Annotated in this window: 15 protein-coding genes; 9 read left to right on the forward strand and 6 right to left on the reverse strand. The window is 47.9% G+C overall.

Annotated features, from left to right (window positions below; translation table 11 throughout):
• Positions 1-93: 93 nt before the first annotated feature.
• The 5 genes from Q4Q49_RS16070 to Q4Q49_RS16090 form a co-directional block, all read right to left on the reverse strand.
• Complete coding sequence (locus Q4Q49_RS16070) at positions 94-888, reverse strand: transporter substrate-binding domain-containing protein (protein WP_311999837.1); 795 nt, start codon at positions 886-888, stop codon at positions 94-96.
• 278 nt (positions 889-1166) lie between these two features.
• The gene (locus Q4Q49_RS16075) at positions 1167-2369 is read right to left on the reverse strand and encodes a metallophosphoesterase (protein ID WP_311999838.1); all 1203 of its coding nucleotides are present in this window, start codon (positions 2367-2369) and stop codon (positions 1167-1169) included.
• 301 nt (positions 2370-2670) lie between these two features.
• Entirely contained in the window at positions 2671-3141 is a 471-nt protein-coding gene (locus Q4Q49_RS16080) for a nuclear transport factor 2 family protein (protein WP_311999839.1), read from the reverse strand.
• A gap of 2 nt (positions 3142-3143) precedes the next feature.
• Complete coding sequence (locus Q4Q49_RS16085; protein ID WP_311999840.1) at positions 3144-3836, reverse strand: DsbA family protein; 693 nt, start codon at positions 3834-3836, stop codon at positions 3144-3146.
• Between the two features lie 252 nt (positions 3837-4088).
• Positions 4089-5012 carry an MBL fold metallo-hydrolase gene (locus tag Q4Q49_RS16090; RefSeq protein WP_311999841.1) on the reverse strand — a complete coding sequence of 308 codons (924 nt, stop codon included), beginning with the start codon at positions 5010-5012 and terminating at the stop codon, positions 4089-4091.
• 273 nt (positions 5013-5285) lie between these two features.
• On the opposite strand from Q4Q49_RS16090, the gene Q4Q49_RS16095 reads away from it, so the two are divergent.
• The gene (locus Q4Q49_RS16095) at positions 5286-6230 is read left to right on the forward strand and encodes a LysR family transcriptional regulator (protein ID WP_311999842.1); all 945 of its coding nucleotides are present in this window, start codon (positions 5286-5288) and stop codon (positions 6228-6230) included.
• A gap of 252 nt (positions 6231-6482) precedes the next feature.
• Here the strand turns inward: Q4Q49_RS16095 and ettA are convergent, their stop codons facing one another.
• The gene (gene ettA, locus Q4Q49_RS16100) at positions 6483-8150 is read right to left on the reverse strand and encodes an energy-dependent translational throttle protein EttA (protein ID WP_311999843.1); all 1668 of its coding nucleotides are present in this window, start codon (positions 8148-8150) and stop codon (positions 6483-6485) included.
• A 189-nt stretch (positions 8151-8339) separates the two neighbouring features.
• Here ettA and glyA point away from each other — a divergent pair, with 189 nt between their 5' ends.
• The 8 genes from glyA to thiL all read left to right on the forward strand — a co-directional run bounded on the left by glyA (position 8340) and on the right by thiL (position 15590).
• Positions 8340-9593: a serine hydroxymethyltransferase gene (gene glyA / locus Q4Q49_RS16105; RefSeq protein WP_106651245.1), complete on the forward strand. Its 1254-nt coding sequence runs from the start codon at positions 8340-8342 to the stop codon at positions 9591-9593.
• Positions 9594-9793: 200 nt separating this feature from the next.
• Positions 9794-10243 (forward strand): transcriptional regulator NrdR, encoded by a 450-nt coding sequence (nrdR, locus tag Q4Q49_RS16110; RefSeq protein WP_006082643.1) that lies wholly within the window; start codon positions 9794-9796, stop codon positions 10241-10243.
• Positions 10244-10389: 146 nt separating this feature from the next.
• Entirely contained in the window at positions 10390-11568 is a 1179-nt protein-coding gene (gene ribD / locus Q4Q49_RS16115; RefSeq protein WP_311999844.1) for a bifunctional diaminohydroxyphosphoribosylaminopyrimidine deaminase/5-amino-6-(5-phosphoribosylamino)uracil reductase RibD, read from the forward strand.
• Positions 11569-11673: 105 nt separating this feature from the next.
• Complete coding sequence (locus Q4Q49_RS16120) at positions 11674-12330, forward strand: riboflavin synthase (RefSeq protein ID WP_113939349.1); 657 nt, start codon at positions 11674-11676, stop codon at positions 12328-12330.
• A gap of 95 nt (positions 12331-12425) precedes the next feature.
• Positions 12426-13529, forward strand: coding sequence for a bifunctional 3,4-dihydroxy-2-butanone-4-phosphate synthase/GTP cyclohydrolase II (gene ribBA / locus Q4Q49_RS16125; protein ID WP_028761388.1), 1104 nt, complete (start codon positions 12426-12428; stop codon positions 13527-13529).
• Between the two features lie 130 nt (positions 13530-13659).
• Positions 13660-14139: a 6,7-dimethyl-8-ribityllumazine synthase gene (gene ribE, locus Q4Q49_RS16130; protein ID WP_006082639.1), complete on the forward strand. Its 480-nt coding sequence runs from the start codon at positions 13660-13662 to the stop codon at positions 14137-14139.
• A gap of 11 nt (positions 14140-14150) precedes the next feature.
• A complete protein-coding gene (gene nusB / locus Q4Q49_RS16135) occupies positions 14151-14555 on the forward strand; it encodes a transcription antitermination factor NusB (RefSeq protein WP_006082638.1) in 405 nt (134 codons plus the stop codon).
• 78 nt (positions 14556-14633) lie between these two features.
• On the forward strand, positions 14634-15590 hold the full coding sequence (gene thiL / locus Q4Q49_RS16140) for a thiamine-phosphate kinase (RefSeq protein WP_126493520.1): 957 nt from the start codon (positions 14634-14636) through the stop codon (positions 15588-15590).
• Positions 15591-15601 lie beyond the last annotated feature (11 nt).

A 15601-nucleotide genomic window follows, 5' to 3' on the forward strand; every position in this document is an offset into this window, starting at 1 on the left:
AAAGAAATTGTGTTTTTTGAGCCTTGAGCACAATTCAACGCAGCTTTTGTGGTTTTTTTGTGCAAAGGGCATGAGCGAGAAGACCCTCGAGCGCTAGGGATGGACCTCTGTAGGCGATTTTTCGACAGGTGCTTGAGTCGTTTCCACCTGAGGAAATTGGCTTAAAATAGAAGCTAAGCGACCATCGCTGCGCATACTGTCTAAGCCTTGATTAAAATCCGTTACCAACTGCTGATGATCTGTCACGGCCAAAGACACCCCTAAGTGAAATACCTCAGTTGCTATGGGGTGACCGACTTGTTCAAAGGCATCGTCATATTCAGCGGGGCCTTTTTTGATTAAGTATCTGGCTAAGTTATGGCCAATCAAGACTAAGTCGATACGCTTTAAAAATAGCTTCTTGAGGTTCATTTCATCCGAATTGCCTTCTTCGGTGGTGAGCCCAGCGGCGAAGATTTCGGGTGGATTAGCGTAACCGCGGCCTATGCCAATCGTGTAGGGGTTGAGATCTGAGAGCTGACTGAAACTCAGCGGCGCATCTTTACGTTTATAAAACACAATTTGCACCGGTTGGATAGGCGCAGAATATTGAGCCCATTGCTCACGCTCTTTACGATACCAGAGCCCAATGATGCCATCGGCTTGGCCCGTTTTAACGAGTAAGGCGGCGCGAGCGAAGGGATAAAACTTGAGGCTGGCATTGTAACCTTGGCGTTTAAAGGCTTCTTTGACCACTTGGGCAACGCCGCCCTGTTCGGGTAAGGCATCGGCATAAAAAGGAGGGTAGTTAGTGGCGACTAAATGAAGTTCTCGACCCGCAAATGCGGGCTGGATGAAGCCGAGCATAAACAAGCAAAAGCCAGATAATGTGAGTAATTGCTTCCCCATTTCCACTCCAGCACTGAGGTGAGTCGCACTTGGCTTGAGTATAGTCAGAGTTAATAAAAACTGGCGAACTTATGGACATTAAGATGCGTGCATGTTGAGAGCCATATAGATTGAGCGTTATGTCGATTTAGAGCCATGCAGATTTAGAACGCTACAGATTTATAACCATGGTGGGTGCCCGTTTACCTTTGCTTATTTATACATTCACGCCCTAACTTATGCATGCATTAGGGCGCTAGGGCATTCACGTATTATGGCGAAGATATTAGTGAGGTATCTTATAGCGAAACCTGCTCACCCTGATACAGACCGCGGGTGAGTTTGCCGGCGTCGATAAGTAACAGTTCACCGGATTGACCATTCTTAATGCTGCTGTCTATCGCAATGATTTTATTGTGATAGAGACCAAGCACTTGCTCCTGCGATGTGTGTCCAACGACAATATGCTCGACCTTGAAATAGTTCAGTATGCTATCGATATCCGACTCTTTCAGTTCATCTTTAAAGTAACCGCGATACCAAGTTGGACCATTGGTAAAAAACAGAAAGTTGAGTAAATCATCTTTCTTCAAATCGGCTTTTTTATCATCTAAATGCTGACGAAATAGTTGGTTAGCCTCGCTGATATGTAATTTACGCTCGACCCATTCAGGGCTGATGCCCCCGTGCATAAACAAGATATTATTGATTTTGACTAAGGTGTGTTTGCTGCGAAGCCACTGGCCGATTTCGGTGTTTTTGTTGTAGAGCGCATCGTAGTGGCGTTTGAGTAAATCGGCCGAGACTTGGTAGCGTTCGTTGACGTAGCGTAAGTCGCCGCGAAACACCATTTGCTCGTGGTTGCCCATGAGTAGATGTAAGCGCCCGCCCGCAGCTTGAGCTTCTTGATCTAAGGCATATAAAAACCACAATACTTCATTGACTTGATGGCCACGGTCAAACATGTCTCCCGTCATCACCATATGACCGTCATCAAAGGCCCAGTGGTTATCTTTGTCGATAATCTTATGGGCTTTTAGTAAGTTAATCATCACATCAAATTGGCCGTGCACATCGCTAAGGGCGACAATTTTGCTGACATGAGTAAAGGTATCGGGCTCAACCGTGGCCGCTAGTGTGTGAAGATGGGGCTCTGGTAATTTACCGCAACTGGCAGGGCGAGTTAACTGCGCCTTCGCAATCGGCGTTTGTTTAAGCTCACTCTGGCAAATCCAATAGGCAGTGTCTTTTTGAGCATTGTCCAAAAACACATAAGGGCCATCGGTGACGCTGCTTTCTTGAATCTTTAGTTCTGGCTCGGCCTCACTGGTATTGGCCGCGAATGAGTTAAAGGAGAGTGTGACAAAAGGGAGTGCGGTGACAAACCATAACAGTGGCGTGAATTTTCTATGTCGCTTGAGTATCCATTGGCTGGCTCGACTCAGTCGGGTGATAGAGAGTGTGATTGGGTGAGCCCCGACTGGCATCGAATTGATTCGCATTAGACCGCATCCTTGTTCTTGTTTTAGTTATTCATTCTGTCATTTTAGACACTTGAGTTGATGAGTCTTCGAATGTGTAACTTTACGAAGTTAATCTCAAGTGTTCAATTTCAAACGCTCAGACTCAAGCGCTTAATCTTAAGTACTTAATGTCAAGTGCTCAACATATTGAAAAGACTAAATCATACGGATAAGGCTTAGGGTCGACAAGTCACGAGGCGGGCTAAATGAAACTTGCCCGCCTCATTATTCAGTTATTTCATGTCTCAATATCATGACTTCAGTTACATGATATTGACCGTTACATGATATTGACGACGGTATGACTATCGACAAACTGTTCGAAACTGACGATTTTGCCGCTGTGTATCTTCCATAAATGGGCGACTCGGGCGCTAAAATACTTGCCTGTTTTGACATAGGTACCTGAATAAGTACCGAAGGCAAAAACCTTATCGCCTTGGGCGACATAGTCTTCGATATCGACGCGATAGTTATCCCATTCAGTTTCAAGACGAGCGAACACCTTGGTGGCTATTGCGCTAAAGCCTACGTAAGTGCCCGCATAGGGAAAACCTGCCGCCTCTGTCCAGCGTGCGTCACTCGCTAAGGCATGCTGAAGATTTTTGGCGTTCTCGGCTGAGCTATTTCCCTCATAGGTGCTTTTAACCAGTGCAAGATTCGCATCAGTCTGCCTTGCTGTTTTGATAAGACTTAACTGAGCAAGCTCACTCACTAATGAGCCTTCTGAAATACCATTAAGCATTGGCATGATTATGACTCAAATTGCGCTTCAAGATGGCTTAACCACTGGGCGGGTTGGCCGTAGAAGCGGTTGATATTAATGGCGGTGATGTTGCCGTCATTATCCTCTATAGCCATTGAAGGGAAACCTTGGGCCCCTATCAGATTCAATAATGCTCTGGATTCAACGATATGCTCATACAGCTTGTCTTCACCTTGGGCATAATGCTGCGCAAAGCTTATCGGGTCGAGCCCTAGTTCAGCAGCTAGCCTTGCGAGATTACCTTCATCACTGGCGCTGTGACCATCACGGTAATGGGCCAGTTGTACTGAGTGTAGATAGGCCAAACTGTCGCCACCCATAGCATCGACTGCGAGCATGGCTTTAATGGGGGGCGCCGAGTCGAGTACGACTGTGGTATCGCGCAGCAGACCATCGAAATAGTTCTCACCAAAAGGCTGTCCGGTTAGCTCGGCAATGCGCAGATCGTGGGGCATAACATAGTCGCGCCAGTTGGCATCGATTTGTTTGCGTCTTGGGCCTGTGAGCATACCGCCGCCGTGGAGCTTAATGGTAAAGCCTGCTTTTGCAGCAGCATCGAGTAATGGCGCCGCTGCATAACACCAACCACATAAAGGGTCGATAATCGCGTGCAGAGTACGCACTTTGGCCGCTGGTGTGCTGTTGGCCGTGCTAGCAGAAGGAGTTATTGGGGTAGTCATAGTGTTAAACCTTTTGGCTTAAATTGCAAAATTACGATCTAAGCATTTGATATTTTAAAGTTAAATGGCGATCGTGGTACTGCTGTAGATATGGCTATTGATAGGATTATTTAAGTGCAGCTAGTCAGGTGCAGTTATGTAGATACTGTTATTTAGGTAAGAACTGGCACGCAATTGCTCACGTGCCTGCCTTTAACTATTCTCACTTATGCCTAACTCGCTGTCGCCATCGCTAAGATATTAGTGCTGGGCTTACATAGGCCAGGTCATTTCGCCCATGATAACTTTGGCGCTGATCTCAAGCCCAGCATCGGCTGGCATTTGTGGGTATAGCGCCAGCATCTTTTGGATTAATTCGGCTGAATATTTCGAGGCTTTTGCTGCGACTTCAAAGGCTTTTACATAGTCACGGGTAAAACCGATGGCACGGGTATCAAATCGCGCTTCGCCTAAATAGTGCCCTGGGATCACTGTGGTCGGCAGCAGTTTTTCCATCGCATCTAAATGAGTTAACCATTCCTGACGCTCTGCGGTAGTTTGAGTGTCAGCCATCCAAACATGCGTGTTATCAAATACTTCTACGCCACCTGTAATGGTTTTTGCCGATGGTACCCACAGGAAAGTGTGTTTAGGATGTTTGTCATTGAAACCTTCGATAATCACTTGCTCACCGTCGATGGTGAAAGTGTCGCTGTGAATCGCCTTAGGTAGCACTAATTCACTTGGCGCATTGTCCTTTAAAATCGGACCCCAGTAGGCGAGCTTGCCTTCCATTGAGGCTTTAATGGCATCGACAGTGGTTTGAGTCGCGACGATTTGTGCATCGGGAAAATGCTTTTTAATCACGGCTAAGCCGAAATAAAAGTCAGGATCGCTATGACTGATATACACCTGAGTCAGCTTTTTACCGCTGGCCTTAATCGTATCAACCAAGGTTTGGGCATCGTTATTTTGAAATTGTGCATCGACTAACATCATTTCGTGTTCGCCGCTGATAAAGCTCGATGACACGGCAAAGATGCTGTTTTCGCCCGGATTAAAATGGCTCACTTGCAATGGCGCAGCATTGACCGCGCCAAGTCCCGCTAGCAGTAAGGTAGCGGCTAGACTGATTTTAGACGAGGCCTTCAATGTGGCGTTAACTGTGTTGCGTATAGCATAGGTCGATGTGTTCATTTTTGGCTCACTTATAGTCACAGGATGAAAGAGTAAAAAGGTTCGATTTAGCATTCATTGATTTGCAGCTGCTGCAAAAAGTGAGTTAAGTATAGGTTGCAATAATCAATAGATAAATGCGAGTATCTGCCCATGTTTGTTGCATTAATCGGACGAATAGCCGGATGTACTCTTAGTGATTATTCATGTGGGGCACGAGTATGTGAGTGAGCCTTCGAGTGATTGAACGTTATTGATTGAACGTTATTGATTGAACATGAGTGGAGATAAATCATGGATAGACTCGAAGCGGCTAAAGTGTTTGTCACTATCGTCGAGCGCGGCAGCATGATCAGCGCCGCCAATGCCTTAGATATGTCGCGTTCTATGGTGACCCGTTACTTGAGCGAAATGGAAGAATGGTCCGGCGCTAGATTGTTGCATCGCTCGACGCGCAGTCTCAGCTTAACGCCAGCGGGTGAGCAAGTGCTGGATTATTGCCATCGACTGCTCGAATTGGCTAATGAAGTGCCAGCGGTCAGTCATGCCGCTGTGGCGATTCCGCGCGGATTGTTGCGTATTAGCTGCTCCCAGTTTTTGGCGCATCAGATTTTAGCGCCCGTGGTGCGCCAATACTTAGCCAGTTATCCGCAGGCGAGTGTGAATTTCCACGTGAGCAGCCAAACCGTCGATCTGGTCGCCGAGCGGATTGATCTGGCGATTCGCATCACCAATGAACTCGATCCCAATCTTATCGCAAGGCGCTTGGGTGAATGTGAATCAGTGGTGTGCGCTGCACCGAGTTACCTTGCCGCGCGCGCCGCCGTGCTGCATCCCGAAGATTTGACCCAGCATAATTGCTTAACCTATTCCTACTTTGGCGATGTGATGTGGCGGTTTTATCAAAGCGATGTGGCAGATAAACTGGCTCAGGCGCTGAACTCCGAGCCTAAGTTAAACCAAGGCCAGGCGTTTAATGTGCCTGTGAATGGGAATTTTAGTGCCAATGATTCCATGGTGGTGCTCAATGCCACGCTGGCAGGTGAGGGGATTGCAATGCAACCGCTGTGGGCAGCGAAACCCTATTTTGATTCGGGTCAGTTAGTGCCTTTGTTAACTGAGTTCATGCCGCAGTCACTGGGTGTGTATGGCGTATATCAATCTCGCAAACATATGCAGCCTGCACTTAGGGTGATGATGGACATGCTGGTGGCCTATTTTGCCAGCTTGAAAAGCTGAGTCGTTTTATAGAAGCTATTCGATAGCACTCCACAAAACTAGCCCATAAAAACTTCCCCATAAAAAGCATCCAATAAAAAGGAGCGCAGATCCTTCGACCTGAGCTCCTTTTTTGCTTAATCACTTTATGCCGTGTTGGTTATTTTTAACTTAGCCCACTAGGTCTGCAAATAACCGCCTTGCCTAAAGTGCGTTACATTCCCGCTGAATCCTGCATCTTCAGGTTGTTTGGGTATACAAGTGCTAAAACGACTACTTAATCATGCGCTTGTATTTCAAGCGGTGTGGCTCAACCACATCGGCGCCATAGGTGTTTTTCAACCATGCTGAGTATTCTGTGTAGTTACCTTCGTAGAAGTTCACTTGGCCTTCGTCACGGTAATCCAGAATGTGGGTCGCGATACGGTCGAGGAACCAACGGTCATGCGAAATCACCATAGCGCAACCTGGGAATTCCAGAATCGCTTCTTCCAGTGCGCGCAGGGTTTCAACGTCTAAGTCGTTGGTGGGTTCGTCGAGTAATAAGACGTTACCGCCCGCTTGCAGCAGTTTGGCTAAATGCACTCGGTTACGTTCACCACCTGACAAGGTGCCGATGACTTTTTGCTGATCGCCACCACGGAAGTTGAAGCGGCCTACATAGGCGCGGCTCGGGATTTCCATGTTGTTGATACGCATGATGTCTTGACCACCGGAGATTTCTTCCCAAATGGTGTTCTTATCATTCATCGAATCGCGGAACTGCTCAACCGAGGCCAGTTGCACAGTTTCACCCAGCTCAATACTGCCGCTGTCTGGTGTTTCAGCGCCGGATAACATGCGGAACAGGGTCGATTTACCCGCGCCGTTGGCACCGATAATGCCGACGATTGCGCCCTTAGGTACTGAGAACGACAAGTTGTCGATCAAAACGCGGTCACCGTAAGACTTGGTCAGGTTATTCACTTCAATAACCTTGTCACCTAAACGTGGTCCGGGCGGAATAAACAGCTCGTTGGTTTCGTTACGTTTTTGGTAATCGTTAGTGTTCAGCTCTTCAAAGCGCGCCATACGTGCCTTGCCCTTAGACTGGCGGCCTTTGGCACCTTGACGTACCCATTCCAATTCCTTGGCAATGGTCTTTTGGCGAGCGCTTTCTGTGGCTGATTCTTGCTTCAGACGGGCATCTTTCTGCTCAAGCCATGAAGAATAGTTACCTTCCCACGGAATACCTTCACCGCGGTCGAGTTCTAAAATCCAGCCAGCGGCATTGTCGAGGAAGTATCTGTCGTGGGTAATCGCGACCACAGTACCAGCATACTCCTGCAAGAAGTGCTCAAGCCAAGCCACGGATTCCGCATCCAAGTGGTTGGTCGGTTCGTCCAGTAGCAGCATTTCAGGCTTTTCAAGCAGCAAGCGACAAATCGCCACGCGGCGACGTTCACCACCGGATAACACTTCGATTTTCTCATCCCAATCTGGCAGACGCAGGGCGTTAGCTGCGCGCTCAAGGATATGATCTAAGTTATGGGCATCTTGGGCTTGGATAATGGCTTCGAGTTCACCTTGCTCTTTGGCAAGGGCATCGAAATCGGCATCCGGCTCGGCGTAGGCTGCGTAAACGGCATCGAGGCGAGTCAGGGCATTTTTTGCCTCAGAGACGGCTTCTTCAATCGCTTCACGCACGGTTTGGGTTGGATCGAGTTTAGGTTCCTGCGGTAGGTAACCGATTTTCAATCCCGGCATTGGGCGCGCTTCACCTTCAATTTCGGTGTCGATACCCGCCATAATACGCAGTAGTGTCGACTTACCTGAACCGTTAAGGCCGAGTACACCAATTTTGGCGCCAGGGAAAAAGCTTAAAGAAATATCTTTAAGGATCTGCTTCTTAGGCGGAACAATTTTTCCCACCCGCAGCATGCTGTAAACAAACTGAGCCATTTTTCTCTATCTTAAGTGACTAATGATGCGGCTAATTCTACTCGATTGCACGCCGAACTCAACTCGACAATGAGCCAAGTTCAAGCTAAAACGCTAGGAATTTCATGTTTCAAATACTGGGATTGTGGTCGCGTTCCGAGTAGAATACCGCGCAACCCTACCTATAAGAATTGGCAGCTGGAGTAAGCAATGCTGAAAAAAGATATGAATATCGCAGATTATGATCCGGAACTGTTTAACGCAATTCAGAACGAAACTCTGCGTCAAGAAGAGCATATTGAGCTGATTGCTTCTGAAAACTACACCAGTCCACGCGTGATGGAAGCGCAAGGTTCACAGTTAACCAATAAGTACGCTGAAGGCTATCCAGGCAAGCGTTACTACGGTGGTTGTGAGTATGTGGACGTAGTTGAAACCTTAGCGATTGAGCGTGCTAAACAACTGTTTGGCGCAACTTACGCTAACGTACAACCTCATTCAGGTTCACAGGCAAACAGCGCGGTTTACATGGCATTGTTAAAACCTGGCGATACCGTACTGGGCATGAACTTAGCTCATGGTGGTCACTTGACCCACGGTTCACCGGTTAACTTCTCTGGCAAACTGTACAACATCATTCCTTACGGTATCGACGAGTCTGGCAAAATTGACTACGACGAGATGGAACGTCTGGCCGTAGAACACAAGCCTAAGATGATGATCGGCGGTTTCTCTGCCTACTCAGGTATCGTTGATTGGGCAAAAATGCGTGAAATCGCAGACAAAATAGGTGCTTACCTATTTGTCGATATGGCGCACGTTGCCGGTCTTATTGCTGCTGGCGTTTATCCAAACCCAGTGCCACACGCACACGTTGTCACTTCAACGACTCACAAAACCTTAGCGGGTCCTCGTGGTGGCGTGATTTTGTCTGCTGCTGATGATGAAGACTTGTACAAAAAGTTGAACTCTGCAGTATTCCCCGGCGGTCAAGGTGGCCCATTAATGCACGTTATCGCCGGTAAAGCGGTGGCGTTCAAAGAAGCCCTAGAGCCAGAATTTAAAGTTTACCAACAGCAAGTGGTTAATAACGCTAAAGCTATGGTTGAAGTGTTCCTTGAGCGCGGTTACAAAATCGTCTCTGGCGGAACCAGCAACCACTTGATGCTAGTTGACCTGATTGGTCGTGACTTAACCGGTAAAGAAGCCGATGCCGCCTTAGGTAGCGCTAACATTACCGTGAACAAAAACTCAGTACCAAACGATCCACGTTCACCTTTTGTGACTTCAGGTGTGCGTATCGGTACGCCAGCGATTACGCGTCGCGGCTTTAAAGAAGCGGAATCGAAAGAGCTGACTGGCTGGATCTGTGACATCCTTGATGATGCTAACAATCCTGCAGTGATTGAGCGTGTTAAAGGCCAAGTATTGGCACTGTGCGCACGTTTCCCTGTTTACGGTTAATCTGTAAATAGTCTCCTTTTTGTGGTGCTGAGCCTAACAAGCATCAGGTGGTTAACCTCAGCCCATAAATAGGATAAAATCCCATGGCCGCATTAAGCGGCCATTTTTATTGCTAAAATCTTAGACTTAAACCAAACAGGCTAACCTTAGATAACATAGTAAAGCCAACGGCTTTACGTCATTCACTGGCAGGAGGCTCAATGCATTGTCCATTTTGCAGCGCGACAGATACTAAAGTCATCGATTCTCGATTAGTGGCGGAAGGCCATCAAGTGCGCCGTCGCCGAGAATGCACCGAATGCCATGAAAGATTTACCACCTTTGAAGGTGCCGAGTTAGTCATGCCTCGGGTGATCAAGCGCGATGGTTCACGCCAACCCTTCGATGAAGAAAAACTCCAAGGTGGCATGCTGCGCGCGGTTGAAAAACGCCCCGTGTCTATGGATGAAATCGAGCAAGCGCTTAGCAAAATCAAATCTACCCTGCGCGCCACTGGCGAGCGGGAAGTGCCCTCAGAAATGGTTGGTAACTTGATGATGGAGCAATTGATGAGCTTAGATAAAGTCGCCTACATACGTTTTGCTTCTGTGTACCGCGCCTTTGAAGACGTGTCTGAATTTGGTGAAGCCATCGCCAAACTGCAAAAGTAGTTATTCGATTTTTGTTGCCTGTCGTTCAGTCTTCTGGTTGCGCTAGCTTTAAAAGAGGCTTTTGATTAATAGCTTCTGCAAGACAGGTTTTAAACACAGATTTACAAGACTGGTGAAAGCCGAAACCTTTAACAACAGGGTTGAACATGAGCTTGAACATAAGTTGGTCCGTACTCGACACCCAAATGATGAGCCGCGCGATTCAATTGGCGCGCAAAGGCTTTTACACCACGAGACCCAATCCCAGTGTGGGCTGCGTTATCGTTAAAGATAACCAAATCATTGGTGAAGGTTATCATCAAAAAGCGGGTGAGCCCCACGCCGAAGTGCATGCGCTACGTATGGCTGGCGAACACGCCCGCGGCGCAACAGCCTATGTCACCTTAGAGCCCTGCAGTCATTATGGCCGCACACCGCCCTGCGCCTTGGCGCTGATCAATATTGGCGTCAAACGTGTGGTGGTGGCGGTGGAAGATCCTAATCCGCAAGTCGGTGGGCGCGGTATTCAAATGCTGCGCGACGCCGGTATTGAAGTGGATGTGGGATTACACCGTGATGAAGCTTATGCCTTGAATTTAGGTTTTATGAAGCGGATGGAATCGGGTTTACCCAGAGTTACAGTCAAATTGGCTGCGAGTCTCGATGGTAAAACCGCGCTGTCTAACGGGGTATCTAAATGGATTACCGGCCCTGAATCTCGCCGCGACGTGCAGCGTTTACGCTTACGTTCCTGCGCTTTGGTCACTGGGATTGAAACCATATTGGCTGATGATCCCTCGCTCAATGTGCGATATCAAGAACTTGGCGACATAAAAGACTGCGTAACCGAGGCGCAATTACTGCAGCCATTAAGGGTGATACTCGACAGTCGCGCCCGTTTGCCGTTATCGGCTGCCTGTTTGGCTATCGTATCGCCGATACTCTTGGTCTCGACCGTGGCTTATCCCACAGAGTTTCAAGCACAATTGCCCTCCCATGTGAGTTGCCTAGTATTACCAGCAATTGCAGGTCGCGTATCCTTACCTGAACTATTAAGCTATTTAGGCCAAAGTTGTAATCACGTGCTGGTGGAAGCGGGGGCAACCTTAGCGGGCGCATTTTTAGCACAGGGGCTGGCTGATGAATTAGTGCTGTACCAAGCGATGAAAATCCTCGGCGGGCAAGGGCGTAATCTGCTGCAGCTACCCGATTATCAAACCATGGCGCAAATTCCTGCATTAATGTTGGTCGATGAGCGCAAATTAGGGCCAGATACCCGTTTAATCTTGAGCGTTAAGCCTGATACCTCTTTATCTAAATCGAATTGGAGCAAGATAACCGTTTAACCTTGAGCGTTATGCTTGATACTTCTTTATTTAATTAGGGCAAGATAACCGTTAAACCTTGAGTCTTATGCCTTATTACTTCTTTATCGAATAAGTGAGTTAACCATGTTTACTGGGATTATTGAAGCCGTTGGCACCCTGCGCAAACTGGAGCGTAAAGGCGATGATATTCGTCTTACCGTGGCGAGCGGCAAACTGGATTTAAACGATGTGCGTTTAGGCGACAGTATTGCTACCAACGGTGTGTGCTTAACGGTTGTGCAGCAATTAGCAGACGGTTATGTGGCTGATGTATCAGCTGAAACTGTGAGTCTAACTGGCTTTGCAAACTACAAAGTGGGCACTAAGGTGAATCTTGAAAAAGCCGTCACCCCAACTACACGCTTAGGCGGCCATATGGTCAGCGGCCATGTTGACGGTATTGCAACGGTTGAGCAACGCTTAGTGCGTGGTCAAGCCATTGAATTTTGGTTAGCCGCACCCGCAGAGCTTGGGCGTTACATTGCCCATAAAGGTTCCATCACCATTGATGGCGTGAGTCTGACAGTTAACGAGGTGGACGGTAGTCGATTCCGCTTGACCATAGTGCCGCATACTGCAGGTGAAACCACGTTAATCGACCTGCAAGCAGGCGATAAGGTGAATATCGAAGTGGATTTAATCGCCCGTTATCTTGAACGCTTGATGAATTATGATGGCAAAGACAGCAAGAGCGGTGGCGTCACCATGGAAATGTTAGCCCGTGCCGGCTTTGTGCGTTAGTGCACAGGAGCAGATTATTTAACTTAAGCTTATCGGCAGCTTAGGTTATTTAGGTATAGAATTTCATAATAACAGCAAAATCATAAGGTCCTACAATGGCGCTGCACAGTATAGAAGAGATCATCGAAGATATTCGTCAAGGCAAAATGGTTATTTTGATGGATGACGAAGACAGAGAAAACGAAGGTGATTTGATCATGGCGGCCGAAATGGTCACGCCAGAAGCGATTAACTTTATGGCGAAATATGGCCGTGGGCTGATTTGCCAGACCATGACTAAAGCCCGTTGCCAGCAGTTAAACCTGCCTTTAATGGTGACGAATAATAACGCACAGTTCTCGACTAACTTTACGGTTTCTATTGAAGCGGCAGAAGGTGTGACTACCGGTATTTCGGCCCACGATCGCGCTGTAACGGTGAAAGCGGCGGTGGCTAAAGAGGCTAAAGCGTCTGATTTAGTGCAACCAGGGCATATCTTCCCGTTAATGGCACAGGACGGCGGCGTATTAACCCGCGCAGGCCACACTGAAGCTGGCTGTGATTTAGCCCGTCTTGCGGGACTTGAGCCATCGGGCGTTATCGTTGAGATTTTGAACGAAGACGGCACTATGGCACGTCGCCCCGATTTAGAAATTTTCTCCGAGTTACATGGCATCAAAATCGGCACTATCGCGGCTTTAATCGAGTATCGCAATACCAAAGAAACCACGGTTGTGCGCGAAGCTAAATGCAAATTACCGACCCGTTTCGGTGAGTTCGATATGGTGACTTTTAGAGACACTATCGACAATCAATTGCACTTTGCCTTAGTCAAAGGTGAGGTGAAAGAAGATTGTTTGGTGCGCGTGCATTTGCAAAATACCTTCAACGATTTACTCCACTCAGAGCGCGATCAGCAACGCAGCTGGCCACTCGAAAAGGCGATGGAGCGTATTTCTGCAGAAGGTGGTGTATTGGTTTTACTCGGGAATCAAGAGCATCCCTGTGAAATCCTCTCTAAGGTGAAAGCCTTTGAAGCCGAAGATCAAGGCCAAGCGCCTGCTTCTGCAAAATGGCAAGGGACGTCGCGCCGTGTGGGTGTTGGCTCGCAAATTCTCGCCAGCCTTGGTGTGACTAAGATGCGCCTGCTCAGTTCGCCTAAACGCTACCACTCACTTTCGGGCTTTGGCCTTGAAGTGACTGAGTATGTGGCAGACTGAAATCCAAAGTTACACTAAAGTAAAATTAACAATTTCTGATAATTTGCATAGGGCTCTGGGCAATTGGCTGTGATATCATGTCGCCACTTTTCGCCCCGAGCTGGGTGCTTTAGCTAAATTAGGTAAGATAATGAACGTAGTTCAAGGTAATATCGAAGCGAAAAATGCCAAAGTTGCGATTGTAATTTCGCGTTTCAACAGCTTTTTAGTTGAGAGCTTGCTTGAAGGTGCACTTGACACGCTGAAACGTTTTGGCCAAGTCAGCGACGACAATATCACTGTTGTCCGTGTACCAGGTGCGGTTGAGTTGCCGCTAGCTGCGCGTCGCGTAGCTGCCAGTGGTAAATTCGACGGTATTATCGCATTAGGTGCGGTGATCCGTGGTGGTACTCCTCATTTTGATTTTGTTGCAGGCGAATGTAATAAAGGTCTAGCTCAAGTTGCTTTAGAATTTGATCTGCCTGTTGCTTTCGGTGTTTTGACCACAGATACCATTGAACAAGCTATTGAACGTTCAGGTACCAAAGCGGGTAACAAAGGCGGCGAAGCTGCTTTAAGTCTGCTTGAAATGGTCAATGTTCTGCAAGAACTTGAACAACAGTTGTTATAGTAGGAAAAATAATGAAGCCTTCTGAGCGCCGCAAGGCCCGCCGTTTAGCCGTTCAAGCCATCTATTCATGGCAACTAAGCGGGAATAATATTGCCGATGTTGAGCATGAGTTTTTAACTGAACAAAGTCTCGACGGTGTTGATGTAGCTTATTTTCGTGAGCTATTTTCAGGCGTTGCAACGAAGAAAACCCAATTGGATGAGCTGATCATCCCGCATCTGGAACGCCCGATTGATGAAGTGTCTCCAGTTGAGAAAGCCATAGTTCGTTTAGCGACCTATGAGCTGACTTTCCGTAAAGATGTGCCCTACAAGGTCGCGATTAACGAAGCGATTGAGTTGGCAAAAGCTTTCGGTGCGGACGAGAGTCATAAGTTTGTTAACGGACTGCTCGACAAACTGGTTGCACGCAAGTAATAAAGACAAACGGTATCTTAGGATACCGTTTTTCATTGCTAACAAAGGTGGCCGATGTAAGTCGTGCCAAACTGTACAGTGAAAGAATTCCAATTAATTGAATGTTATTTTAGCAACCGCGGCCCTACTCGCCGTGATGTGAAGCTTGGCATCGGTGATGATTGCGCTTTAGTGCAACCCGCAGAAAACAAGTCGATTGCTATCTCCTGTGACACCTTAGTCGAAAATGTCCACTTCTTCCCCGATATGCCTCCTGCTGCCTTAGGTTACAAAGCCTTAGCGGTAAATTTATCTGATCTGGCTGCCATGGGTGCTGAACCTGCGTGGATGACGCTTGCCTTGACGTTACCCGCAGTCGATGAAACTTGGCTCAGTGGTTTTAGCGAAGGTTTATTTGAAGCGGCTGATTACTATGGCATTGCCTTAATTGGCGGCGATACGACGCGTGGCCCACGGGCGATTAATATCACAGTGCACGGCCAAGTCCCACAGGGTAAGGCACTCACGCGTCATGGTGCTAAAGCCGGTGATTGGATTTATGTCACGGGCACGCTCGGAGATTCGGCCTTAGGTCTGGATATCATTCGCGGTGTACAACAGGCCAGAGCTGAGCACAAAGAATTCCTGATTAATCGCCATTATCGCCCAACACCAAGAGTCTTAGCGGGCCAAGCTTTGCGTTCGCTAGCCTCCAGTGCTATCGACCTTTCCGACGGGTTTATCTCGGATATCGGTCATGTCCTTAAGGCTTCTGCAGTTGGTGCGGTTGTAGATGTTAATTGCATCCCGCTTTCGCGTGCGATGCAAGATACCGTCAGTGAGGAGCATGCCTTAGGTTATGCGCTGACAGGCGGCGAAGATTATGAACTGCTGTTCACCGTTCCTGAGGCGCAAAAAGGCGCGCTTGAGACAGCATTAAGCCATGCAGGAGCAAAATTTGTTCGTGTTGGGCAAATTTGTGCGGGCAGTAAGCTCAAGTTACAACTCAATGGTGAGCCGTTTACGCCGCCGTATCACGGTTTCGAGCACTTTTAAGCGAAGAGCAT

Origin of the sequence: Shewanella sp. SP1S1-7, assembly GCF_031932105.1 — a bacterium.
Lineage (GTDB): Bacteria > Pseudomonadota > Gammaproteobacteria > Enterobacterales > Shewanellaceae > Shewanella > Shewanella baltica.